This is a genomic window from Christiangramia oceanisediminis (genome assembly GCF_022570735.2).
Lineage (GTDB): Bacteria > Bacteroidota > Bacteroidia > Flavobacteriales > Flavobacteriaceae > Christiangramia > Christiangramia oceanisediminis.
Genome location: NZ_JANCNS010000002.1, coordinates 356792 through 379442, shown reverse-complemented (window position 1 = coordinate 379442; position 22651 = coordinate 356792). Strand labels below are relative to the sequence as shown.

29 protein-coding genes are annotated in these 22651 nt (G+C 41.6%); 21 read left to right on the top strand and 8 right to left on the bottom strand.

Annotation, left to right across the window (positions count from 1 at the left end):
• Positions 1-4: 4 nt before the first annotated feature.
• A complete protein-coding gene (locus tag MKO06_RS09040) occupies positions 5-646 on the bottom strand; it encodes an NUDIX hydrolase (protein ID WP_241551858.1) in 642 nt (213 codons plus the stop codon).
• Between MKO06_RS09040 and MKO06_RS09035 the strand changes: the two genes are divergently transcribed.
• Positions 645-1418, top strand: coding sequence for a peptidylprolyl isomerase (locus MKO06_RS09035; protein ID WP_241551857.1), 774 nt, complete (start codon positions 645-647; stop codon positions 1416-1418). The genes MKO06_RS09040 and MKO06_RS09035 overlap by 2 nt on opposite strands.
• On the opposite strand, the gene MKO06_RS09030 is transcribed toward MKO06_RS09035, so the two are convergent.
• Entirely contained in the window at positions 1419-2132 is a 714-nt protein-coding gene (locus tag MKO06_RS09030; protein ID WP_241551856.1) for an RDD family protein, read from the bottom strand. It abuts the gene before it with no gap.
• Between the two features lie 33 nt (positions 2133-2165).
• Between MKO06_RS09030 and MKO06_RS09025 the strand changes: the two genes are divergently transcribed.
• From MKO06_RS09025 to MKO06_RS08990, 8 genes are all read left to right on the top strand, one after another.
• Complete coding sequence (locus MKO06_RS09025; RefSeq protein ID WP_241551855.1) at positions 2166-3158, top strand: stage II sporulation protein M; 993 nt, start codon at positions 2166-2168, stop codon at positions 3156-3158.
• Positions 3121-3972, top strand: a complete 852-nt coding sequence (locus MKO06_RS09020; protein WP_241551854.1) for a YciC family protein — start codon at positions 3121-3123, stop codon at positions 3970-3972. Before MKO06_RS09025 ends, MKO06_RS09020 begins: the two co-directional genes overlap by 38 nt.
• Before the next feature lie 2 nt (positions 3973-3974).
• Positions 3975-4736 (top strand): DUF4129 domain-containing protein, encoded by a 762-nt coding sequence (locus tag MKO06_RS09015; protein WP_241551853.1) that lies wholly within the window; start codon positions 3975-3977, stop codon positions 4734-4736.
• Positions 4729-5928 (top strand): DUF4350 domain-containing protein, encoded by a 1200-nt coding sequence (locus tag MKO06_RS09010; protein WP_241551852.1) that lies wholly within the window; start codon positions 4729-4731, stop codon positions 5926-5928. The genes MKO06_RS09015 and MKO06_RS09010 overlap by 8 nt, the downstream gene beginning before the upstream one ends.
• A complete protein-coding gene (locus MKO06_RS09005) occupies positions 5915-6916 on the top strand; it encodes an AAA family ATPase (RefSeq protein WP_241551851.1) in 1002 nt (333 codons plus the stop codon). Before MKO06_RS09010 ends, MKO06_RS09005 begins: the two co-directional genes overlap by 14 nt.
• Positions 6916-8247, top strand: a complete 1332-nt coding sequence (locus tag MKO06_RS09000; RefSeq protein WP_241551850.1) for a DUF58 domain-containing protein — start codon at positions 6916-6918, stop codon at positions 8245-8247. Before MKO06_RS09005 ends, MKO06_RS09000 begins: the two co-directional genes overlap by 1 nt.
• 96 nt (positions 8248-8343) lie before the next feature.
• Positions 8344-8760 (top strand): DUF2141 domain-containing protein, encoded by a 417-nt coding sequence (locus tag MKO06_RS08995; protein WP_241551849.1) that lies wholly within the window; start codon positions 8344-8346, stop codon positions 8758-8760.
• A gap of 145 nt (positions 8761-8905) precedes the next feature.
• On the top strand, positions 8906-9865 hold the full coding sequence (locus tag MKO06_RS08990) for a LysR substrate-binding domain-containing protein (protein WP_241551848.1): 960 nt from the start codon (positions 8906-8908) through the stop codon (positions 9863-9865).
• A gap of 29 nt (positions 9866-9894) precedes the next feature.
• On the opposite strand, the gene MKO06_RS08985 is transcribed toward MKO06_RS08990, so the two are convergent.
• From MKO06_RS08985 to MKO06_RS08975, 3 genes are all read right to left on the bottom strand, one after another.
• Positions 9895-10092 carry a hypothetical protein gene (locus MKO06_RS08985; protein ID WP_156284810.1) on the bottom strand — a complete coding sequence of 66 codons (198 nt, stop codon included), beginning with the start codon at positions 10090-10092 and terminating at the stop codon, positions 9895-9897.
• A gap of 130 nt (positions 10093-10222) precedes the next feature.
• Complete coding sequence (locus MKO06_RS08980; protein WP_241551847.1) at positions 10223-11023, bottom strand: TIGR00266 family protein; 801 nt, start codon at positions 11021-11023, stop codon at positions 10223-10225.
• A 78-nt stretch (positions 11024-11101) separates the two neighbouring features.
• Positions 11102-11566, bottom strand: coding sequence for a DUF4442 domain-containing protein (locus MKO06_RS08975; protein ID WP_241551846.1), 465 nt, complete (start codon positions 11564-11566; stop codon positions 11102-11104).
• Between the two features lie 165 nt (positions 11567-11731).
• Between MKO06_RS08975 and MKO06_RS08970 the strand changes: the two genes are divergently transcribed.
• From MKO06_RS08970 to MKO06_RS08945, 6 genes are all read left to right on the top strand, one after another.
• Complete coding sequence (locus MKO06_RS08970; RefSeq protein WP_256946169.1) at positions 11732-11860, top strand: hypothetical protein; 129 nt, start codon at positions 11732-11734, stop codon at positions 11858-11860.
• Between the two features lie 23 nt (positions 11861-11883).
• On the top strand, positions 11884-12423 hold the full coding sequence (locus MKO06_RS08965) for a DUF4870 domain-containing protein (protein ID WP_241551845.1): 540 nt from the start codon (positions 11884-11886) through the stop codon (positions 12421-12423).
• Positions 12420-12764 (top strand): PadR family transcriptional regulator, encoded by a 345-nt coding sequence (locus MKO06_RS08960; RefSeq protein WP_241551844.1) that lies wholly within the window; start codon positions 12420-12422, stop codon positions 12762-12764. Before MKO06_RS08965 ends, MKO06_RS08960 begins: the two co-directional genes overlap by 4 nt.
• The gene (locus MKO06_RS08955) at positions 12757-14520 is read left to right on the top strand and encodes a PspC domain-containing protein (protein WP_241551843.1); all 1764 of its coding nucleotides are present in this window, start codon (positions 12757-12759) and stop codon (positions 14518-14520) included. The genes MKO06_RS08960 and MKO06_RS08955 overlap by 8 nt, the downstream gene beginning before the upstream one ends.
• 222 nt (positions 14521-14742) lie before the next feature.
• Positions 14743-15585, top strand: a complete 843-nt coding sequence (locus tag MKO06_RS08950) for a GIN domain-containing protein (RefSeq protein WP_241551842.1) — start codon at positions 14743-14745, stop codon at positions 15583-15585.
• Positions 15586-15670: 85 nt separating this feature from the next.
• Positions 15671-15970: a hypothetical protein gene (locus tag MKO06_RS08945; protein WP_241551841.1), complete on the top strand. Its 300-nt coding sequence runs from the start codon at positions 15671-15673 to the stop codon at positions 15968-15970.
• Between the two features lie 67 nt (positions 15971-16037).
• On the opposite strand, the gene trxB is transcribed toward MKO06_RS08945, so the two are convergent.
• Positions 16038-17030: a thioredoxin-disulfide reductase gene (gene trxB / locus MKO06_RS08940; protein WP_241551840.1), complete on the bottom strand. Its 993-nt coding sequence runs from the start codon at positions 17028-17030 to the stop codon at positions 16038-16040.
• Positions 17031-17186: 156 nt separating this feature from the next.
• Here trxB and MKO06_RS08935 point away from each other — a divergent pair, with 156 nt between their 5' ends.
• The 6 genes from MKO06_RS08935 (at position 17187) to MKO06_RS08910 (ending at position 21529) form a co-directional block, all read left to right on the top strand.
• Positions 17187-17819, top strand: coding sequence for a trimeric intracellular cation channel family protein (locus MKO06_RS08935; RefSeq protein ID WP_241551839.1), 633 nt, complete (start codon positions 17187-17189; stop codon positions 17817-17819).
• A gap of 63 nt (positions 17820-17882) precedes the next feature.
• Positions 17883-18566 carry a LytR/AlgR family response regulator transcription factor gene (locus tag MKO06_RS08930; protein WP_241551838.1) on the top strand — a complete coding sequence of 228 codons (684 nt, stop codon included), beginning with the start codon at positions 17883-17885 and terminating at the stop codon, positions 18564-18566.
• A 175-nt stretch (positions 18567-18741) separates the two neighbouring features.
• Complete coding sequence (locus MKO06_RS08925; RefSeq protein WP_241551837.1) at positions 18742-19503, top strand: hypothetical protein; 762 nt, start codon at positions 18742-18744, stop codon at positions 19501-19503.
• 18 nt (positions 19504-19521) lie between these two features.
• Complete coding sequence (locus MKO06_RS08920; RefSeq protein WP_241551836.1) at positions 19522-20307, top strand: hypothetical protein; 786 nt, start codon at positions 19522-19524, stop codon at positions 20305-20307.
• A gap of 3 nt (positions 20308-20310) precedes the next feature.
• On the top strand, positions 20311-20826 hold the full coding sequence (locus tag MKO06_RS08915) for a nuclear transport factor 2 family protein (protein WP_241551835.1): 516 nt from the start codon (positions 20311-20313) through the stop codon (positions 20824-20826).
• Between the two features lie 25 nt (positions 20827-20851).
• Positions 20852-21529, top strand: a complete 678-nt coding sequence (locus MKO06_RS08910) for a cupin domain-containing protein (protein WP_241551834.1) — start codon at positions 20852-20854, stop codon at positions 21527-21529.
• Positions 21530-21601: 72 nt separating this feature from the next.
• Here the strand turns inward: MKO06_RS08910 and MKO06_RS08905 are convergent, their stop codons facing one another.
• Positions 21602-22015, bottom strand: coding sequence for a YeeE/YedE family protein (locus tag MKO06_RS08905; RefSeq protein WP_241551833.1), 414 nt, complete (start codon positions 22013-22015; stop codon positions 21602-21604).
• A gap of 3 nt (positions 22016-22018) precedes the next feature.
• Positions 22019-22576, bottom strand: a complete 558-nt coding sequence (locus tag MKO06_RS08900) for a YeeE/YedE family protein (RefSeq protein ID WP_241551832.1) — start codon at positions 22574-22576, stop codon at positions 22019-22021.
• Positions 22577-22651: the final 75 nt, after the last annotated feature.

Here is a 22651-nt window from a genome sequence, read left to right as displayed (position 1 = left end):
TTTCCTATTGGATCTTTAAAAGCATTTCTCTTATCTCACTTAGCATCATGCCTGTAGCACCCCAAACCACGTAGCCGTTAAGTTTATAGGCTGGCACTTGTATGTTTTTGGCGTAAGAAGTCGTGAGGTTCTCACTTATCAAATTCTTATCATCCAGGAAATCGAATAAACTCACCTCCAGTATCTTTTCCACTTCAGATTCCTGCGGAATCATTCGCGGGTTATTTTCAACCAGTCCAAGGTATGGTTGAACCCAGAAATTGGAAGGTGGGATATAGAGCTTAGTTAGCTTTTTGATCACCTGTATATGATCTCTGGGAATTCCTATTTCTTCTTCCGTCTCCCTTAAAGCTGTTTCTTTGAGATCACGGTCACTCTTCTCCAGTCTTCCTCCCGGAAAACCTACCTGCCTGGAATGCACCCCTTCATAAGCGGTTCGTAAAATCAAAGCCAGTTGAGTGTTCCTGTCTGAACCAGGATAAAAAACGGCCATTACACCTGCCTGCTGCGGGTTTCGTTCAGCCATATTAATCTGGGACAATTCCTGGATTCGAAGCATTGGAGCCAGTTTTCTATGAGCGGCTTCCCCGGGAAGCGGCATTTTTTTTAACTTTGAAATTCTGTTTTTAAAAATTTCGAATTCCATGTTTAGAAATCTTTCTTTTTTTGCAATTGTTTTTTTTGCGGTTTTAGCAAGTTGTGAAGATAAGCAATCTTCTTCTAAAGCTAATAAACAGCCAACAGCGGAAGAATTGAAAAAGCAACGGAAAGAAGACTCTATCCAGCGAGCCAGGGATAGTATATTCGAATTAAGAAAAAAGGAATTGGCAAAATCTGACGAGGAAACAAAGATCGAACAGAATCCTATGTTTCCTATCGTACAGGAAGAATTTATTCCTACCATGCTCGAATACGGAAAAGAGAATCCCGAAACAAAGGTTAGAATCAAGACCAAATTTGGAAATATTGACGTTCAGTTATATCGCGACACCCCTCTTCACCGGGCAAATTTCATCATGCTGGTAAAAAACGACTATTTTAACGACACTTTCTTTCACCGGGTGGCACCTGGTTTCGTGATCCAGGGTGGAAATGCTGACAACCGCATCACTGCCAGAAACCGCGGCGATGTTGGAAATTATCTTATTCCAAGCGAATTTGATGCCGGGCATAAGCACACCTACGGAGCATTTTCAGCAGCCAAATATGCTGAACAGAATGTGAGCAAGGCCTCTTCACCATTTGAATTCTTTATCGTGATGGATAAAGGCGGTACACCGCATCTCAATAATGATCATACGGTTTTTGGAAGGGTGATAAACGGAATGGATGTGGCTGAAAAGATCGCGCAGGTAAAAACCGGTAATTCTGAATGGCCTATCGATAATATTGAAATGGAAGTCGAGATTCTGGATTAATTAACGTTGCGTGTAGTAATTATAATCCTGGATCACGCGTTTCACAAAATCAATAGGGCGTTCTTCTATTTTAACCTCCAGCAATTCTTCTAATTTTTGGCTAAGAGATAGGATGATATGATGCTGACCTTCGCGTTTTGCAGTTCGGTACAGGTTCTTCACTTCCTGGATATCAGTGTCGCTCAAAACCGTCACCTGAGGGTATTTTGGCTGGTAATCTTCAGGGATCTCCACCATGAGGGTTTGTCCCAGATTTAGATCACTTCTTTCAGAAATTACCGTGGTTCCGGCCGCGATATCGCCAAGACGCTGACCTTTCCCGTTCAGTAATATAGTCACCACTGCTACCCCACCACTGGTTAAGCTGATGTCTATGATTCTTAATAACCACCTTACCAGGAAATTTGAAAATTCGGGACGAGTGCCGTCTAATTTCACTACCCTGATATGTAAAAGTGCTTTTCCGGGCGTGCGGCCGTTCCAGGTGGTTTCCCAAATCAAATAATATAAAAACGAAGGCAGGCCCAGGACCAAATAATACATAAATTCGCTGCTGCCTATATTGCTAAGAGCACCCATCATAATACCTGCCATCACCATATAGACGACGATGATTGCCAGGTCAACAAAAAAAGCCAGGATGCGTTCCCCTATTCCCGCCACATTTTGCTCTATGCTTATATTTTGAGCAGTTTCGATTTGAAAATTATCCATTAAATATGTTACTTTGGGTTTAATTCAGAAAAAATGCGCGAGGCTGCTTTTATAAAGCAAAATAAAGATAAATGGGTTAAGTATGAAAGCCTCCTTCAAAATTATCGAAGCCTGCCTCCAGAACAACTTTCAGACATTTATATAGAGTTAAGCGACGACCTTAGTTATTCCCGTACGTTCTATCCCAAAAGCAATACGGCCCGGTATCTAAACGGTTTGGCTTCAAAGGCACATCAGTATATTTATGGCAACAAAAAAGAATCTGGAAACAGGCTCATCAGGTTCTTTAGCCTTGAGTTCCCTTCCCAGTTTCATAGATACCAGAAACAGCTGTTGCTGAGTTTCCTGATCTTTGGCGTTTTCACCCTTATTGGTGCCTATAGTTCGTCGACCAATTCGGCCTTTGTCAGGTCTATACTTGGAGATGCCTATGTAAATATGACCCTGGAGAACATTGCGAACAATGATCCCATGGCCGTTTATAAAAAAATGGCTGAAACCGATATGTTCCTGGGCATAACCATCAATAATATCAAAGTTTCCCTGATGGCATTTTCACTGGGAATCCTGGCCGGCCTGGGAACGGTTTACCTGCTTATGCAAAATGCGATCATGCTGGGCAGTTTTCAGTATTTCTTTTATGAAAAGGGATTGCTTTGGGAGTCTGCCAGAACAATATGGATTCACGGCACCATCGAGATCTCGGTGATCATCGTGGCTGGTTGTGCAGGCCTTGTGGTGGGAAAAAGCATCCTGTTCCCCGGCACTTACACCCGGCTCAAATCCTTTACCATGGGTGTTAAGGATGGAATGAAGATCGTAATAAGCACCATCCCGTTCTTTATTGTCGCTGGTTTCCTGGAGGGCTTTGTTACCCGTATCACCGGAATGCCAGACTGGCTTGCGATCCTGATCATTACCGGTTCACTGGCTCTTATAATTTTCTATTATGTTTACTATCCCTTATACCTATTAAAAAAATCCAAAAATGACTCAGGATTACATCAAATTCAAGAAACACCATGAGCTGGGAGAGATCTTAAGCCTTACCTTCAAATTCATTAGAGAAAATTATAAGCTGGCCAGTAAGATACTTCTTAAGGTCGTGGGTCCGGTATTCCTGGTACTGGTCGCCGCGATCGCGTATTATTCCTTTGCAACTATGGGCAGTATCTATGGCGAAGGAAATGGCTTTAGCGGGATCCTCATTCCCATGCTTGTGCTTTACCTTGCTTATATGCTGTATGTATCAACAGTAACAGGCACTGTCTACCACATCATTAAATCTTATAACAGGCATAAGGGTGAGATCGTGGAAACCGAAGTGGTGGAAGGTATGAAAACCGACTTTGGTAAACTCCTGCTATTAACCTTTCTTTCATGGATTATCATGATCGCCGGCTTTATGTTCTTCCTAATTCCCGGTATCTACCTGGCAGTGCCAATGAGCATGGTCAACGCGATCCTGGTTTTTGAAAGGAAAGGCATTGGTGAAAGCATTTCCCACAGTTTCCAGCTTATCAAACAAAACTGGTGGATGACCTTTGCAAGTATCCTTTGTGTAGCTCTTATCGTTTATCTTATTGGGCTGGTTTTCCAGTTACCCGCAATAATTTACATGATCTTTAAAACCATAATAAGCGCGACTGAGCACTCTGCCAGTGATGGCAGCAATATGTTCGGAACCGGTTTTGTAGTGTTGAACGTCATAACCTCCATTATCCAGTATATTATATACAGTATTACCCCCGTAGGTTTCGCACTTATTTATTTTGACCTGAATGAAAAGCAAAATTTCACCGGAACTTACGAAGCTATAGAAAACCTGGGAAAGAACTAAAATTGAAAAAAATCCTCTTAATAGTAATTCTTTTGATCGCCTGCGGAAGTCTTTCTGCACAGGATGCCGATAGTATTTCTGAAACCCGGCAAATACAATACGACCTGGATTCAGATTTGGAACCAGTAGCATTCGATCGTGAAAAGATCGAAGAGTATAGGTCTCAACCTGAATATTCCTATATAGAAGTTAATGTAAAAGAAAGCTGGTGGAGCCGGTTCAAAAAATGGCTGAACGCGAAATATAACCAGTTCATCAATTGGTTATTTGGAGAATATCAACCCAATTCCCTGCTGGCTTTTTTCATTTCCATCATTCCATACCTGTTACTGCTATTATTACTTGGCCTTATAGCATGGCTGTTTTCACGGCTTAACCCGGGGAAACAGGTTTTACGTACTCAAAGGCCTTCCGAAGTTTTTATTTCAGAAGAAGAAGAACTCGTAAAGGGAGAAGATCTTCCGGCACTTATCAGTAAGGCCATCGGGAATAAACAGTATAGACTTGCCGTAAGGTACCATTACCTCAACAGCCTGCGCAAACTGGATGAAAAGCATTTAATAGCTTATGCCTTCCAAAAGACCAATAAAGATTACCTGGAGGAGATAAAGAATGAGGCTTTAAAACGGCAGTTTTCCGAGATTAGTAAATTATACGAATTCATCTGGTACGGCAGTTTTGATGTTTCGGAACCTGATTTTCACCTGGCTGAAAAAGGCTTTTCCCGAATGGATAGGCACCTAAAACAGGAAGCTTATGAATAGGACCTACAAAATAGCCCTTGGAATGTTCCTGTTCTTGGTAATTTCTATAACCTGGCTGGAAAGCACTGAACCAGAACCCATCAACTGGACTCCCAGCTATACGAATCTGGACAGGATACCTCTGGGCGCCCGAATTTTCTTTGAGAGCTGGAAGGAGACCAACCCGGAGATCAGGGAAATTGAAATTCCGCCGTATGAATTCCTGGATTCAGATGCGCCTGAAGGCACCTATTTTTTCCTGAACGATCGTGTAGGTTTTGATGATAATGAGCTCGATCGTTTGCTGTCATGGGTTTCAGCAGGAAACAGGCTGTTCATTTCGAGTTATGGTTTTGGGGAAAACCTGGAGGATACCCTTAACCTGGAACTGAGCTCTTATATAGACGCTAAAGCATTCACCTCCAGGCCAAAAATGAACCTGGTTAATCCAGATCTTGAACTGGAAAAGAGTATCGAATTCGACCAGGACCTGCCTTCAGTCTACTTCAGTAAGATCGATACCAGCAGCCAGGTTGCACTGGGTACTTCTCAATTCGACCTGGAAGACCCCCAAAAATACCTGAATTTCATAAAAACCGACTTTGGCGAAGGTGAGATCTATTTACATTCCGTTCCGCAGGCATTTAGTAATTACTTTCTCTTAAAGGACAAGAATTATCGATATCCAGAGGCTTTGCTCGCATATTTACATGCTGAACCTATCCTCTGGGACGCCTATTATAAATCTGGCAAAAGTTTTTTCACCTCCCCTTTATATATTCTACTGAATAACCGGTCCTTAAAATGGGCTTACTATTTCATGATACTGGCCGCGATATTATTTATACTTTTTGAAGGAAAAAGGAAACAACGAGCAATCCCAGAGATTTCACCGGCAAAAAACAAAAGTGTTGAATTCACCAAAACTATTTCAAGTCTTTACCTGGAACAGAAAAGATTCCATGAACTCGGGCTGAAGAAAATCGCATTGTTCGAAGAATTCATCCGCAATCAATACAGGATGGAAACCGGTAATCCTAATAGTGATTTTCAGCGTAACCTGGCCGCAAAGAGCGGAAATAGTCTGGAAGAAACAAAGCGACTTTTTGATAGAATACGTACTTTTCAGCAAAGCAAGAACAATTCAAAACAGGAGTTCTTTGAACTCAGCAAATGCATCAACTCATTTAAAGCATCAAATGGAAAACAATAATCCCAATCAAAGCGAAGAATTAAAATTTGAAAACAGGATTCCCCTGGATGACCTGAAGGACTCGGTTCAAAATCTAAAAGACCAGCTTTCAAAAGTGATAGTTGGTCAGGAAAATTTTGTGGAACTCCTAATTGTCGGCCTTTTATCCAATGGTCATGTTCTCATAGAGGGAGTTCCCGGAGTCGCAAAGACGATTACCGCCAAATTATTCGCCAAATGCCTTCAAACCGAGTTTAGCCGGATACAGTTCACACCAGATTTGATGCCGAGCGATGTCCTTGGAACTTCGGTCTTCAACATGAAAACTTCAGAATTTGAATTTAAGAAGGGTCCTATTTTTTCTAATATCATCCTGATCGATGAAATAAACCGCGCACCGGCCAAAACCCAGGCTGCGCTTTTCGAGGCGATGGAGGAAAGACAGGTCACCATAGATGGACAAATGTATACGATGGAGCCGCCATTCATGGTCCTGGCTACCCAGAATCCAATTGAACAGGAAGGTACTTATGCCCTACCCGAAGCCCAGCTGGACAGGTTCCTTTTTAAAATAGACGTGAATTATCCAAATTTAGAGGAAGAGGTACAAATTCTTCAAACACACCATAACAGGAAGGGAAAATTACCCGAGGCTGAAATTGAAGCGGTTTTAAGCCCGGAAAAGATTGCCGGTTTAAAAGAGCAGATCCATTCTATTATTATCGAGGAAAAACTGCTGAATTACATAGCAGAACTGGTGAATAAGACCAGGAATCATCCTCACCTCTACCTGGGTGCCAGTCCCAGGGCTTCTATAGCGATCATGAATGCAGCGAAGGCTTTTGCTGCTATTTCAGGACGTGATTTCGTAATCCCCGAGGATATTAAACAGTCATTAAAACCTGTGATTGGTCACCGAATTATTTTGTCTCCAGACCGGGAAATGGAGGGAATGACGCCCGGAACCGTAATCGATATGATCACTCAGTCTGTTGAAATCCCTCGTTAGTGATACGGTTTATAAGATCCATATACTTTAGTGAGCGGTTTTTTTACGCCCTTTTCGCCATCGCATTTTTCTTTCTATTATCCTTCTGGTTTGGATGGCTATACCCGGTAAACTGGGTTGTTTCGGCTATTCTCCTAATTCTTGTATTTACTGAACTGATAAGCCTTTATAGATCGAATCTCCTTAAAGCTGAACGAATACTGCCAGAGAAGTTTTCAAATTCAGATAATAACAGGGTCGAAGTAATTATAGAAAATAAACATGTTTTCAAGGTTTTCGCTAAGGTGATCGATGAGATCCCGGTTCAGTTTCAGAAAAGGGATTTTTTAAAAAAGCTTGAGCTGCCTGCAAGGGATCGGGTACAATTTGACTATTTCTTAAGGCCGGTTCAACGTGGTGAATATAAATTTGGTGGCCTCAATATTTACGTTTGTAGTATTTTGAAACTGGTAAAAAGACGCTATATTTTTGACAGTGAAGCCATGGTAAAGGTCTATCCGTCATTTGCCCAGATGAAAAAACTTGATTTTCTGGCCATGGATCAAAAGATTAGCCTACACGGCATTAAACGCATCAGGCGTATTGGTCATACCATGGAATTTGAACAGATCAAGGAATATGTTAGAGGCGATGACGCCCGCACAATTAACTGGAAGGCGACAGCCAAGCAATCGAGTCTGATGGTCAATCAGTTCCAGGATGAACGGTCGCAACCAATCTATTCGGTCATAGACTGTGGGCGAGTGATGAAAATGCCTTTTGAAGGCCTAAGCCTTCTGGATTACGCCATCAACAGCAGTCTGGCTTTTTCAAACGTTGCCCTGAAAAAAAAGGATAAAGTTGGCCTTCTCTCCTTCTCCAACAAGGTGGACAGTTTGATCAAAGCCAGTTCAAAATTGAGTCAGCTCAACAATATCATGGAGGCTCTTTATAACGTGAACACCGGGTTTTACGACAGTGATTTCAGCCTGTTGTATTCAAGGTTAAGAAAACACATTGGTCATCGAAGCCTGCTGCTGTTATATACCAATTTTGAACATATGTCGGCTTTAAACAGGCAACTTCCCTATCTAAAAGCTCTGGCTAAACAACACCTCCTGGTTGTGATTTTCTTTGAAAACACCGAGCTTACCAGGCTCAACAACATAGAACCAACCAATACCAGCGAAAGTGCACACCAGGTTATTGCAGAGCAGTTCACCCATGATAAGAACCTTATGGTTCGGGAACTTGAAAGACATGGTATCCAGGCATTGCTAACACCTCCGCAGAAACTAAGCATCAACACCATCAATAAATACCTGGAAATAAAAGCAAGGGGACTTCTCTAACAGTTCGACCACTGATTTCTACAATTCGGTAAGTTGGTTTTTTAAAACGGGAATTCCAGGCTTAGGTTTGTTTCATAATCAAAAAACTAAAGTATTATGAAAACTCTAATCGTATTATTAGCAATCGCAGTAGGATCATGCACCCTGTCCCAGGCACAAAACACCGGAAACATCAGCGCGCAGGTCACCAATTTGACCAGTGCTGAGGGAGAGGTTCTTTTCGCCCTTTATACCGCCGATAAGTTCATGAAACAGGAACCTGACTTTTCTGGTAAAGCATCGATCACAGACGGACGGGCAAAAGTGGTATTTGAAAATGTACCTGCGGGAACTTATGCTGTTGTAGTACTCCACGACAAAAATGGAAATGGTCGTATGGACTTTGACTCATCGGGTATGCCTATGGAAAGTTTCGGAACCAGCGGAAGTAATTTTCAGTATGGTCCTCCCAGCTGGGCCGAAGCGAAATTCGATTACGAGGGCGGTCAAAAAGAGGTCGAGATCAGGTTATAATCGTTTATCATCAATCAAAGGACTATTCATTTTTTCATCTGCTGAAACCCTTCCTGTCAGGAAGGGTTTTTTCATAGATAAAACATAGTTAAAACTTAAATAGAATAAGAAAAACCTATAACTTTGTAAGCGTAAATTAAACATCATGACCATAACCCAGCTTCATTACGTACTTGCCGTAGCCGAACATAAGAACTTCACCAAGGCTGCGCAAAAGGTATTCGTAACCCAGCCTACTTTAAGCATGCAGATCCAGAAACTGGAAGAGGAACTGGAAGTTACTATTTTCGACAGGACCAAAAAACCCATACAGCTTACCGAGGTTGGACAGAAGATCGTTCAGCAGGCCCGGAACATTGTAAACGAAAGCGACAGGATACAGGATATCGTTGACCAGCAAAAAGGATTTATTGGCGGAATTTTCCGCTTAGGAGTGATACCAACGGTTATGCCCACTCTACTGCCAATGTTCATCAAGAATTTCATCAATAAATATCCAAAGGTCAAGCTTAAGATCGAGGAATTACATACCGAAGCCATCCTGGAAAAGCTTAAGGAAGGCCACCTGGACGCCGCTATTGCCGCTACTCCACTGGAGCTTGAAGGAATTAAGGAAAACGTCCTGTACTATGAACCCTTTGTAGGTTATATTCCGGAAGGTCATTCATTACACAAGTCAGATAAATTAGATGTGACAGAGCTTGATATCAACGATATGTTACTGCTGGAAGACGGGCATTGTTTTAAAGATGGGGTTATCAACCTATGCAAGGCATCCAGGGATTACGAGGAAGAGCAATTACAGCTGGAAAGCGGAAGTTTTGAAACCCTGATCAAACTTACCAATGAAGGACTGGGGATGACCCTCTTGCCCTACCTGCATACTCTTGATATGAAAGAAAAGGATAAAAAGAACCTCAAAATGTTCAAAGATCCGGTGCCTGCCCGTGAGGTAAGTCTTATTTATAACCGCAGTGAATTAAAGATGCAGATCATCGAAGCCTTGCGAAGTACCATAGCAGGCGTGGTTAAAGGAGCTATTACCTTCCAGAACGTTAAGATCATAAGCCCATTAAACAATAAAAAGGAGCTTAAACTAAATTAGAAAAAGCGGCCTGAGGCCGCTTTTTTTTGTTAGGTATTTAAATAAATTAAACATTGATTTAGTTCGGGATTCTGCCGGGTTAAAGCCAGGATCCAAAGTCTTAATTCCTCAATTTCGTGAGGCAGTAAACGTTGAATGGCCTTTCGAACCTCCTTGCAGAACAAGTTTGCATCAAAACTTACCTTATCCAGTACAGTCTTGGTGTATTCAAACATCGCTCTCGCCATAATTTGAAATAGTTTAAGTTAAAGTTAGGTTGATAAAAAAGTAGAAGTGTACTATAGGCTTAGTGATTTTAATGTCTTAAATATACTAAATCTAATTATAGTTTAACAATTTTGTAGGATTTTAACAAAATCAAAATCGGTTATCGCCGCTCAAAACGTCTCCTATACCACCAAGGATACTACCTTCTCCTTTATCCTTACCACCACCCTGAGGTGCCGCCTGGTGAATCCTGCTCGACAATCTACTAAAAGGCAGGGATTGAATAAAAACAGTTCCCGGGCCTGTAAGGGTAGCGAAGAACAAACCTTCTCCTCCAAAAACGGTGTTCCTGATGCCACCTACGAATTCGATATCATAATCCACGCTTTGAGTGAAACCTATGATACATCCCGTATCCACTTTAAGTTTTTCCCCGGCGTGTAATTCTTTTTTGGCCATAGTCCCACCTGCATGAACAAAAGCGAGACCATCACCTTCAACCTTTTGCATGATAAAACCTTCTCCTCCAAAAAATCCTCTTCCAATTTTCTTACTAAATTCGATACCAATACTTACTCCCTTCGCGGCACACAAAAAAGCGTCTTTCTGACAAATGAATTTCCCGTTAAATCGGGTCAGGTCAATGGGTATGATCTTTCCTGGATATGGAGATGCAAAGCTGATTCGTTTTTTGCCCTGTAGTTCATTCGAGAAGATGGTCATAAAAAGGCTTTCACCGGTAAGCAGGCGCTTTCCGGCCCCAATTACTTTACCAAGAAAGCCTTCATTCTGTTTAGAGCCGTCACCAAAAATGGTATCCATCTTAATGCCTTCATCCATCATCATAAAGTTTCCTGCCTCGGCTATCACCGCTTCTTGTGGATCCAATTCCAGTTCTACATATTGCATCTCTTCGCCAAATATCTGGTAGTCTATTTCGTGTGCGTTCATTATGTTAAGCTTTTGGCTTAAAGCCTATAGCTCTAAGCATGGTTGTTATTCTATTAATAGTGCTATTAAGCTTTCAGCTTATTGCTTAGGACTCTTAAGCTTTACGGTCCACTCGAATTCAAAGACTGAAACCTCCACTCCTTCTTCATTGATACCTACAGACTTCATCCAGAAGGTTTGTCCTTCTCCATTAGCGATGGTCTTCTCAAGGGCTTCATTAACCTTTTTTCCATCATAACAGGTAAATCGGATTTTGCCGGTTGCCTTTTTAGAAAAAGTTGATCGATTCTGCGCCACCAGCATGGAAATTTTCTCATTGGATGCCTGGATGCGGTTCATCACCAAAGCGCCCGTACTAAGTTCGGCGGCCATGGCCTGTACCGCGAAATACATGGAATTGAAAGGATTTTGGTTGATCCACCGGTGGGTCACTCCTACCTCGCATTCGGTTTGGTCTATATGTTTTACTCTCACTCCACACAGCCAGGCACTTGGCAGTTTCAGCATCAGGAAGTTGTTCAGTTTTGAGGGAGAAAGCTTCATTTAATGGTTTTTTGATTGGTTCAATTGTAAAAATAGGAAATATTATCCAGCCTTAAATTCCTAATATTTTGTTAAATTTAGGTACTTTGTTTTGCATAATACCTTCTTTTAGATATATATTTGTATAAGATTCTAATAGGTTATATATCATCAAATCAAAAAGTCATGAAAACATCATCAATCAATTCAGCAATGGCTTACACAAATTCCGAATTTGGAATAAGCCGAAAATTTCAGATCTATATGGTTATAGCATTCATCTATCTATTTTTTATAACCAATATGTTCCTTTAAGGAAATAATTAAAAACAACATCAATGACATCATCAACAAACATCAATCAAAACAGGACTCTGGCAACCGTACTTCATCTATCGGTATTTTCACAGTTCTTTATCCCGTTGGGGAATTTCATTTTTCCAACGCTGTTATGGCTAAGCCGCAAGGAAGACCCTTTTGTAGATCATCATGGAAGAAATGCCTTGAACTTTCAGTTAAGCATCTTTCTCTACTCGGTATTCTTAATTGCGGCAGGAGCTGTAACGATCCTGTTTTTTGGATTACAATTAGGAGAAGGAAAACCCTTCTATTTTGGAGACGACCAGTTCATGCTAGGTGATTTTTCAAAAGCTATTCCATTTATAGTGATCATCAGTATCCTGGGGATTATCTTACTGGGTCTTTTTATTCTTGAAATATTCACCGTGATATCTGCCAGTATCAGTGCTCATGAAGGTAAAGCATATAAATATCCATTAACCATCAATTTTTTAGGATCTATTGATCCACAAAGTAATCATCAATTCAATCAATCAAAAAATGAACAGTTTAATTCTACACAAAAACAAGCACTATGAAGATAGAGAACACAAAAGCCCAAATGCGTAAGGGTGTACTGGAATATTGCATTCTCTCGGTTCTCCGGGATGAAGACGCCTACGTGGCCGAGATTCTGGATACGCTTAAAGACGCCAAGTTGCTGGTGGTAGAAGGGACCATTTACCCTCTTCTAACCAGGCTTAAGAATGCAGGACTTCTTTCCTATAGATGGGAAGAGTCTTCCAGCGGGCCACCACGTAAATATTATGGTCTCACCGAGACCGGGAAAATTTTTCTCAGGGAATTAACCGGAACCTGGGATGAACTGCAAACAGCAGTGAACATTGTAACCACTCAAAAAAAGAAGAACCATGAATAAGACAGTAAATATAAATCTTGCCGGCATTTTCTTTCATATAGATGAGGATGCATATGCCAAGTTACAGAGGTATCTGGAGGCAATAAGGCATTCTTTCTCCAATACGCAGGGACGCGATGAGATCATCTCTGATATCGAGGCCCGTATTGCTGAATTATTTAATGAAAAGATCAAGAATGAACGGCAGGTAATAAGCAGTAAGGAAGTTGAAGAGGTCATCACTATAATGGGACAACCCGAAGATTACCTGGTAGATGATGAGATCTTCGACGATGAACCGGGAAGAAGCCGAAGCACGAAATCGGTGGGTAAAAAATTATTCAGAGATACTGAAAACGGATATGTTGGCGGAGTTTCCTCCGGACTGGGACACTACCTGGGAATAGAAGCCATCTGGGTGCGCCTTTTGTGGATTCTTTTGACCATTTTTTCCAGTGGTGCCTTTATCCTTATTTATATCGCCTTCTGGATCTTTGTTCCGGAAGCAAAAACCACGGCCGATAAACTGGCCATGCGCGGAGAGGAGGTTACCATCAGCAATATCGAAAAGAAGATACGTGAGGGTTTTCACGAGGTTTCAGATAGTATAAAAAATGTAGACTACGAGAGATATGGAAGGCAGGCAAGCGCCGGAGCCAGCTCGGCAGCTACAACCCTTGGTAATATTATCAAGTTCTGTCTGAAACTGATCGTAAAATTCGTTGGGATCTTATTATTATTAATCGCAGGTTCTACCTTAATCGCTCTTTTTGTTGGGCTGTTCGCAGTAGGCACCTTCGGGATCGTAGACGCACCATGGACCGATTATATAGATATGGTGAACAGCGGCGCTCCATTATGGTTAATATCCTTACTCACGTTCTTTGCAGTTGGAATCCCGTTTTTCTTCCTGTTCGTATTAGGACTAAAGATCCTGGTGAAAAACCTGAAGTCCATAGGAAGGATAGCTTCGCTTACCCTGCTGGGACTGTGGTTAATTTCGGTGATAGGTTTAAGTGTAATAGGTGTCAGCCAGGCTACTCACCGTGCATTTGATGGGGAAGTTGCCAGCTCTGAGAACCTGATGGTTACTCCAGAGGACACTCTTTTCCTGAGAATGCGTAACAACCCGGAACTTTCCAGGAAGACCTGGAAAAGTTCCGATTTCAGGGTTGCCTATGAAAATGGCAACAAGGTACTGGTGGGTAACGACATCAGGCTTATCGTGAAGTCTACGAAGGATTCCATTGGAAAGATCGAGGTGCTTAAATCGGCAGAAGGAAAAGATTTCCAGGATGCGCGAGAACGTGCCGAAAACATCAATTATTCCACGAGTCTTTTAGGGAACGAATTGTTACTGGACAGTTATTTCACCTCCGATTCCAGCTTTGGCTACAGGGATCAGGAAGTACAGGTAACGGTCTTCCTCCCGGAGGGGATCACTTTCTTTGCTGATGATAATACGTCATCTTTCCATAGAAACGCCGATTACTATGGGGATATTCTTATTAGCGGCGAGGAAGAGCATTTCCTGAAGGTACTCGAAGGTGAGACCAGCTGTGAAGACTGTCCGGTAGAAAGCTGGGATGAGGATTCCAACGAAAACTGGGGAGATGAAACTGAAGACAACGACCCTTCAGACGACTTTAACGCCAGGGTTGATGTGGATGGAAAGGAAGTGAACATTCGAGTGAATGAAGAAGGAATTGAAGTGAACGATAAAAAAGCTCATCGAATCACCATAGACAGCAACGGAATCGAAATTAATAACAATTAGTCATGAGTTCATTGATCAACCTTTTAATTAGTTTTTTGATGGGAATTTTTTTCGGACAGGAAATGATTCAATCTGAAACAGCACAAAGCGATCCTCAGATAGAGCAGGTCGAGGTTTTTAAGGAACTTCAGGTCAAACAACACATATTGAACAGCTAATCTTCCAAAGAAAAAGCCTCCTCGCGGAGGCTTTTTTTATATTTGATAAATCTAAATCTTCAATATGTATAAATTTCTACCCTTATTTCTGCTATTATTCGTAGTTCCTTCGAATGCCCAGGATAAATTAAAAGGCAGCCGGAATGTGAAAACCGAGCAATACGATCTTTCAACATTCCACTCCATAAAAGTGTCTGGCGAACTGGAAGTAGGTATCCTTAAAGGAAACCAACCTATGGTAGAGATCGAAGCCGATGATAACCTACACGATTATATACTTACCGAAGTTCTTGACGGTGTCCTGGTGATCAAACCGGTTAAGGAATTTCAGAAGGCCAAAAGACAGGAACTTAGAATCACGTTTACTGACAGTCTCAAAAGTATCACAGCAGAAGACGAGGTAGAGATTTCCGGGCTTCAGGATATTTATTCCGGTGATCTAAGCCTTCAGGTAAAGGATAAAGCAAGGGCTTACTTTACCATCAAAGCCAGGGTTTTCAGCCTTACCCAGCATGATGATTCAAAATCTGAACTCAATATCAATTCGGAAAAAGCTCGGTTCCAGATCAACAAATCTTCCCAGGTGGAAGCCCTCGTCAACAGTCCGGCCTTCGAGATCGATCTTTACGAAAAGGGCTCGGCCAGTATTGAGGGAGAAATCCAGGAATTACAGGTTCGAGCAGACCAGTCATCCAAATTCGATGGTGAAAATCTTAGCAGTTCACAGGCCGAAGTACTGGCCCAGGGAGATTGCGAATTAAAGATAAATGTTACCGAAACGCTCAGGATTCATGCTACCGGAGATAGCGAGATCGAAATTTATAATGAGCCAAAGATCGAAATTCTGGAATTTAAAGGAGAAGCAAGTATTTCAAAAAAAGAATTCAGCAGCGGCCTGTTCAAATAAATCTTTACTATTAAAGTTTTCCAAAAAATATCCTGCGCAAGCAGTGATAACCTATTTTTACCTCTTCATTTAAAAACAGATAAAAATGAAAGGTATAATAAGAAATCTTGGTATAGTACTTTTTTTGAGTCTTGCTTTTGTTTCGTGCAGAAATGCTGCAAACGAAGAAGAGAAATCTGAAGTTGAGCAAATGATGGAAGATCCAAATAACGAGGTGAAAGTGAAAGACGGAGGTGATAAGATAAAAATCGAAACGCCCGAGGGAGATGAGATCAAGATCAAAAAAGACGAAGACGAATATAAAAAGAAGGTAGATCGGGCCGATGGCAGCGAGTCTAAAGTAAAGATCGACGGAGACGAGGTCAAGGTCAAAACCGATAACTAACAGAGAGCCCTGAAAAGCAAAAAATCCCGCAAATGCGGGATTTTCTATTTATATACACTTCTCAAACTTATACGGTTTCTGGCCTGGTTTGAGGTTTTTCGATGTCTTCTTCGGTTTCGATCTCTGCAAGGTATCTTTCTGCATCAAGCGCTGCCATACAACCGGTTCCAGCTGCTGTGATCGCCTGCCTGTATACCTTATCCTGAACATCTCCCGAAGCAAAAACTCCAGGAATATTGGTTTTAGTAGTCTTGCCTTTGGTGATCACGTATCCGGTTTCATCCATATCCAGCCATCCCTTGAAAATATCGGTATTTGGCTTGTGACCAATAGCTACAAAAAATCCGGTGATTTTGATCTCCTCTTTTTCCCCGGTCTGGTTGTTTACCATACGTAAACCTTCCACAACCTGGTCACCAAGGATCTCGTCAACTTCGGTGTTGTACCTAAGGTCTATATTTTTCGTGGTTTCAACCCTGTGTTGCATGGCCTTAGAAGCCTTCATATAATCTTTACGAACCAGCATGGTCACCTTGTTACAGATATTGGCAAGATAGGTTGCCTCTTCTGCAGCAGTGTCTCCACCTCCTACGATGGCAACATCCTGGCCTTTATAGAAAAATCCGTCGCAAACGGCGCAGGCAGATACTCCTCCCCCACGCAATCTTTGTTCGCTTGGCAAACCAAGGTATTTAGCGGTAGCGCCGGTAGATATGATCACACTTTCAGCTTCGATCCAGGTCTTGTTATCTACGCAGGCCCTGTGGATGCCACCAAATTCCTTTGAAAATTCCACTTCAGTGATCATTCCTATTCGAACTTCAGTTCCAAAACGCTCGGCCTGTTCCTGAAGATCCATCATCATCTTTGGTCCATCAATTCCCTGAGGGTAGCCTGGAAAATTATCCACTTCGGTTGTAGTGGTAAGCTGCCCACCTGGTTCAAGACCTGTATACATCACAGGTTTCATATCGGCACGCGCCGCATAGATCGCAGCGGTGTAACCTGCAGGACCTGAACCTATGATCAAACATTTTATTCTTTCAGTATTTTCGCTCATCTTACTTATTTTTCACTTTTGTAAAAGTAGGTAGTTTAATCAAAAACTTACAATGATTGTTATTAAGATCCTCTATTTGTTAATAAAGGCCAAAAATCAGGGCAAAAACTGCCTGAGCCTGAACAAAATTAAAAGATAAAATTACCTTTGCCAAGTATGGAAATGAGTTTGTTCAACATCTTCGACCTGCTTGGTACCGTCGCTTTTGCCATTTCCGGTGCCCTGGCAGCTATGAACAGGCGCATGGACCTTTTTGGTATTTTTATCATAGGTTTTGTTACCGCTACAGGTGGCGGTACCTTAAGAGATGTTTTAATTGGCCAGACACCTGTTAACTGGATGCACAACTTATTTTATGTTTATTTGATAGGCATTTCGGTCATTATAGCGATCATTTTTCGCAACAAACTGGAATATCTTAAAAAGTCTCTTTTTCTATTTGACACCATTGGTCTTGGAGTATTCACTATAACCGGTGTGGAAACCGGAATACAGAATGGCCTGCATCCTTTGATTTCCATTGCCCTTGGGGGTATGACAGGTGCTTTTGGAGGTGTGATCAGGGATATCCTGTGTAATGAAATTCCCGTTATCTTCCGCAAGGCAGAACTTTATGCAACTGCATGTATCATTGGCGGACTGTTCTTCGTGATCATGCACCGCTACCAGGTAAACATCGATGTGATCTATGTGGTCACTTCCCTGATCGTTATAATCATCAGGCTTTTAGCTGTAAAATACCACCTTACCCTGCCTAATTTTTATCCAAAATCCACTAAAGCTGATTAATATCATCCTAATATAAAAGCCTGATTAACAATAGTTTCAGTATCTTTATGCAAAGCTTTCCATATGCAAAGAGATACGAGGATAGTCATAGTTGAAAATAATTTATGCAGGGCTGCCAAATTATCCCTGCAGCTGGATCAACTGGGTTATCAAATCACCGGCATTTTTTCACGAGCCAAGGAGGCTTTAAGTTTTATTAAACAGGAGGCGCCAGATTTGGTTCTGCTTGAAGACCGTCTTTCCGGAACCTTGAACGGCTTTGAGTCGAATTCGAAAAATTCGGCTTTCCCGGTATTGCGTTTTAAAGAGGAACAACCCGCAGAGAAGTTGCTGAAGAAGCTTTCCCAGCTTAATTTTCAGAAGCGATTAAAGAAAACCTTTAAGCAAATAAAACCTGCACAGCTGGCACCTCCCCGGGCAGAACATTTTATTCTGAAAGACCGCATTTTTATCAGGGACCGGGATAAAATGCTTCGCATTTCACTGATGGATATTCAATATGTGGAAGCAGACAGAAACTATTGCAGGTTGCACACCCGAACCAGAAAATACCTGCTGGTCACTACTTTGAAGGAAGTGGATGAAAAACTTTTGAATTCCAACTTCCTGCGCATTCACAGGTCTTTCCTGGTTAACCTAAACCATATAGATGAGATTGGTAAAAATTACGTCATCATCAATTCAAAATATATCCCACTAAGCAAGGCCGTAAGGAACGAATTACTGGAACATTTAAGGGTATTGTAAGGAATACTGAATTTTGCCAAAGTTGCTGTTTCTGCTAACTCATTTGACCACTACGGTAAAAGAATCGGGTGCTTCGTCCTAAACCAAAGCAAACCAACCTTAATATTAATTAAATTTCGGTTACCCATCATCTATCGTTGAACCAGCCATTAATCAAATCAAAAAACAACGTAAGATGAAAACAAAAACACAACTGCTAGTTCCTATCCTTCTACTACTCCTCAGTTTTAATTTAAATGCTCAAAAAGACAGGTACCAAATGTACATGGTTCATGAAGATCATGTTGTAGACGGCAAGATGGATAAACATATCGAAGCCGATAAAACGGTGCTAAATGCCATTAAGCAGCACAAGATCAATACCAGCTGGGTGACGTTTCAAAGCGAGGATAACCGGGTGATGTACCTGGTCCCAATCAACAAAATGGCCGATCTGGATAATGATCCGTTCGAAAAGCTGGGTAAAAAGATGGGACAGGAGAATTTGGAGAAAATGTTCAGTGCCTTTGACGATACTTATAGTCAACATGGAGATTATATCCTGATGCTGGACAAGGAATTAAGCTACATGCCAACCGGCATCACGCAAACACCAACAGGAAAGAATTTCAGGGAAATCACTTATTACCATATTCCGCCAGGAAAAGAGAAAAAAGCTGAAGAAGTAGCTCGAAAAGCCAGAGACCTCTATACCAAAAAAGGATCTAAGGTGCATTACAGAGTCTATAAAAGCGGTTTCGGAAATATGGGCAATTTCTACATGGTCGCTGTGGCAGCAGAAAACAAAGATAGCCTGGAGAAGATGAGAGCTGAGAATCAGGCGCTTTTAGGAGCAGAAGGTGAGCAGCTGGCAAACGAAATTCAGGCAACCATGCCCAAACAGGATAGATACCATGGCAATATGAGGATGGACCTCTCTTACGCATCTAATAACTAATACCAAAAAATCAATATCATGAAAAATTATTTGAAAAACATCGGATTCCTTTTAAGCTTAATATTTTCACTTTCATTATTCGCTCAACAGGCTAACCAGGCCTTCTGGATACACGAAGACCAGGTAAAACCTTCGATGATGGAAAAATATATGAGCATTTCTAAAAATTTCGTGGAACAGTGCAAAAAGCACAATCTTAAAGATGCTGAATGGAACACGGCCTATATGAATGATGGTACTGTGCTTTCCATAACTCCAATAAGCAGTCTCAGCGATATTCAGAACATGTCTTTTGAACCTCTAAGGGAAGCCATGGGAGATAATGAATTCCAGAAGATATTCGAGGATTTCGACAAATGTTACGACAGGCATGGTGATTACGTGGTAGTATTGGATGCAGGCCTTTCTTATATGCCAGATGGACTGAATACCGAAACCCCGGGGAAAAATCACAGGGTGTGGCACCGAATGGAGGTTTCTCCTCAAAACCTGAGTAAAATAAGAAAGGAAATGACCGATCTTAAACAGGTTTTTGCTGATAAAGGCTCCAAAATGCATTATCGCATCTATAGAAGCGGATTTGGCAATGTGGGTAATTATTTCGTCGCGGTAATCTCTACAAAGGACGCTGCTGAATACGCGACTATGGCCGCAGAAAATGAAAAAGTTATAGGTGAGGAAGGAAAAAAAGCTTTTGACGATGTCTTCCAGTATGTGGAAAAATATGAGGTGAAACAGGGTGGAATGATGCCAGACCTTGGATATAAAGGTGAATCTTCAACTGCTCAGGTAACCAAAAACTAAAATATGAAACGTATACTTATAAGCTTATTTGCAGGTCTTCTAATGATCTCCTGTAATAATCAGCAAAAAGAATCAGAGCCTGAAAGATACTCCCAGGATTCTGAAGAGATCAATACCCTCAAATCTGCGATAAGCGATTATGAAAAAGGAGACTGGGAAGCGATGAAAAAGCATTATGCTGATACCGCCCAGGTTTTCCACAACAGCAAACAGGGGAAAAAGATCGGAGAGATCGTCACACAGCACCAGGAAAGTCTTTCAGATTTACCTAGTTATGGGTTTGTTGATGAGGACAATGACTTTGAAATGGTACTGACCAACGACGGCCATACCTGGGTGAATTTCTGGGGTGACTGGAAGGCTACTCTTCCCCGAAGTAATCAGGAGGTCATAGTGCCCGTTCATCTTACAGCACAGTTCAAAGATGGTAAAATAGTAAGGGAGCACGGTTACTGGGATAGTGCCATTATGAGCATGGCCATGCAGCAAAACGATACGGTTCAGGAAACTCCTGAGTAAGCTTATGAATTCTAAATAAAAAAAGATGATACATAGAAAATTAATGCTTGTCGTCCTGTTGTTCTCTATATTTATGATGTTTGATCTAAAAGCACAAGATGCTACAAGAATAGATCCTGAGCATTATAAAGTTGAATTAGAGAATGATCAGGTTAGAGTTCTGAGAATTAAGTATAATCCGGGGGATGAATCTAAAATGCACACTCATCCTGAAGGTGTAGCTGTATTTCTTACCGATCATTCCGCTAAAATGAAGGCTGGAAATGGTGGTGAAATGCAGTTAGACGGAAATGCCGGGGATGTTTTATGGGTAGACAGGGCTCAACACCAACCTAAAAATACGGGTCAAAATACGTTTGAATTGATCCAGGTGGAATTAAAGAACAGTACAGCAGGCAAGAAAAGCCTGCACCTATTCAAACTACCTGATGGAGTTAGTGAAAAGCAATTGCGGGATTTCCTTCAGGAAATGAATACTGCCATAAGCGACGAGGGCTATCCAAATGCAGGATATCACCTTTACAGGATAACTGACGATCATAATGAGTATAAATATTTTATGGAAGGAGTCTGGCCAGATGCTGCAACTTATGATAAGATTCATGAATCCAAAAGCTGGAAGGCAGCTGCCGATAAAGGCAGGGATATGATCGAAAAGATCCAGGCCCAGGAATTATATCTCAAGGCTGAAAGAGTGAAGTAAGCCTGAAAATTTTAAAATAAAAAAGGTGCTGAAAATCTCAATTTTCAGCACCTTTTTCTATTCTCTTTATTTCTAATGCGGAAGCTTCTTTCGTAACAGTCCGTACACGAATGTTCCAAAAATAGCTGCCAGGAACAACACAATTACCGAAACATAGCCAGCACCGATAAGGGTGTAAATAGGTCCCGGGCAGGCACCGGCAAGGGCCCATCCTAAACCAAATATAATTCCACCAAACATATACCGGCTAAAGCTCCTGTTCTTCGGAATGAACTGTATCTCTTCACCATTCACATCCTTCACATTTTTCTTTTTGATCAGCTGTATTCCCAGCACACCTAAAACGAGTGCAGAACCTATGATCCCATACATATGGAACGAGTCAAAACTGAACATTTCATAGATCCTGAACCAGGAGGCGGCTTCAGATTTGAACATAACAATTCCGAAAAATATACCTGTAACTAAATATCCTACTACTTTCATATCTTAAAATATTATTGGAAATAACAGGTGGATCATAACCAGTCCACCAATGAAAAATCCTACTACGGCGATCAGGGAAGGCAATTGCAGGTTACTTAAACCTGAAATCGCGTGGCCAGAAGTACATCCACCAGCCCATCTCGCACCAAAACCTATCATAAATCCGCCAATTATAAGGATGGCCAGAGATTTCCAGTTAGTAAGCGCCTCAAGACTATAGAGCTCGTCCGGGAGGTAAGCTTCCCCGGTGCTCTGAAAACCTAGTTCCTTCAGGTTCTCAACCGTATCAGGGTTGATCTGTACTGCCGGATCGGCAGTTAAAAAGTTCATCGCTATAAAACCTCCAATCGCAGCCCCAAGGATCACTATTAGATTCCAGCGCTGGGCTCTCCAGTTAAAATCGAAGAAACTGGCTTTTGAATCGGCACCGCACATGGTGCAAATAGTTCTGAGGTTAGACGACATCCCAAACTGTCTTCCCTGGAAGAGCAGCAGGAACATGATTAGCGCAATTAGGGGCCCGGCCACATACCAGGGCCAGGGTTGCATGATTAATTCCATAAGCTATTTTTATTGAGTTGCAAATAAACGATAAGAAAGCGCTTCATTCAGTAACAATGGTTACATAGAGGATTT

Coding starts and splice junctions, on each gene's coding strand:
- MKO06_RS08960 (WP_241551844.1), top strand. CDS start 12,420: ATGAAGATAGAGAACACAAAAGCCCAAATGCGTAAGGGTGTACTGGAA.
- MKO06_RS08995 (WP_241551849.1), top strand. CDS start 8,344: ATGAAAACTCTAATCGTATTATTAGCAATCGCAGTAGGATCATGCACC.
- MKO06_RS08970 (WP_256946169.1), top strand. CDS start 11,732: ATGAAAACATCATCAATCAATTCAGCAATGGCTTACACAAATTCCGAA.
- MKO06_RS08945 (WP_241551841.1), top strand. CDS start 15,671: ATGAAAGGTATAATAAGAAATCTTGGTATAGTACTTTTTTTGAGTCTT.
- MKO06_RS08990 (WP_241551848.1), top strand. CDS start 8,906: ATGACCATAACCCAGCTTCATTACGTACTTGCCGTAGCCGAACATAAG.
- MKO06_RS08975 (WP_241551846.1), bottom strand. CDS start 11,566: ATGAAGCTTTCTCCCTCAAAACTGAACAACTTCCTGATGCTGAAACTG.
- MKO06_RS08910 (WP_241551834.1), top strand. CDS start 20,852: ATGATACATAGAAAATTAATGCTTGTCGTCCTGTTGTTCTCTATATTT.
- MKO06_RS08955 (WP_241551843.1), top strand. CDS start 12,757: ATGAATAAGACAGTAAATATAAATCTTGCCGGCATTTTCTTTCATATA.
- MKO06_RS09030 (WP_241551856.1), bottom strand. CDS start 2,132: ATGGATAATTTTCAAATCGAAACTGCTCAAAATATAAGCATAGAGCAA.
- MKO06_RS08925 (WP_241551837.1), top strand. CDS start 18,742: ATGAAAACAAAAACACAACTGCTAGTTCCTATCCTTCTACTACTCCTC.
- MKO06_RS08935 (WP_241551839.1), top strand. CDS start 17,187: ATGGAAATGAGTTTGTTCAACATCTTCGACCTGCTTGGTACCGTCGCT.
- MKO06_RS09005 (WP_241551851.1), top strand. CDS start 5,915: ATGGAAAACAATAATCCCAATCAAAGCGAAGAATTAAAATTTGAAAAC.
- MKO06_RS08915 (WP_241551835.1), top strand. CDS start 20,311: ATGAAACGTATACTTATAAGCTTATTTGCAGGTCTTCTAATGATCTCC.
- MKO06_RS08905 (WP_241551833.1), bottom strand. CDS start 22,015: ATGAAAGTAGTAGGATATTTAGTTACAGGTATATTTTTCGGAATTGTT.
- MKO06_RS08965 (WP_241551845.1), top strand. CDS start 11,884: ATGACATCATCAACAAACATCAATCAAAACAGGACTCTGGCAACCGTA.
- trxB (WP_241551840.1), bottom strand. CDS start 17,030: ATGAGCGAAAATACTGAAAGAATAAAATGTTTGATCATAGGTTCAGGT.
- MKO06_RS08985 (WP_156284810.1), bottom strand. CDS start 10,092: ATGGCGAGAGCGATGTTTGAATACACCAAGACTGTACTGGATAAGGTA.
- MKO06_RS08930 (WP_241551838.1), top strand. CDS start 17,883: ATGCAAAGAGATACGAGGATAGTCATAGTTGAAAATAATTTATGCAGG.
- MKO06_RS08950 (WP_241551842.1), top strand. CDS start 14,743: ATGTATAAATTTCTACCCTTATTTCTGCTATTATTCGTAGTTCCTTCG.
- MKO06_RS09020 (WP_241551854.1), top strand. CDS start 3,121: ATGACTCAGGATTACATCAAATTCAAGAAACACCATGAGCTGGGAGAG.
- MKO06_RS08920 (WP_241551836.1), top strand. CDS start 19,522: ATGAAAAATTATTTGAAAAACATCGGATTCCTTTTAAGCTTAATATTT.
- MKO06_RS08980 (WP_241551847.1), bottom strand. CDS start 11,023: ATGAACGCACACGAAATAGACTACCAGATATTTGGCGAAGAGATGCAA.
- MKO06_RS09010 (WP_241551852.1), top strand. CDS start 4,729: ATGAATAGGACCTACAAAATAGCCCTTGGAATGTTCCTGTTCTTGGTA.
- MKO06_RS09040 (WP_241551858.1), bottom strand. CDS start 646: ATGGAATTCGAAATTTTTAAAAACAGAATTTCAAAGTTAAAAAAAATG.
- MKO06_RS09025 (WP_241551855.1), top strand. CDS start 2,166: ATGCGCGAGGCTGCTTTTATAAAGCAAAATAAAGATAAATGGGTTAAG.
- MKO06_RS09035 (WP_241551857.1), top strand. CDS start 645: ATGTTTAGAAATCTTTCTTTTTTTGCAATTGTTTTTTTTGCGGTTTTA.
- MKO06_RS08900 (WP_241551832.1), bottom strand. CDS start 22,576: ATGGAATTAATCATGCAACCCTGGCCCTGGTATGTGGCCGGGCCCCTA.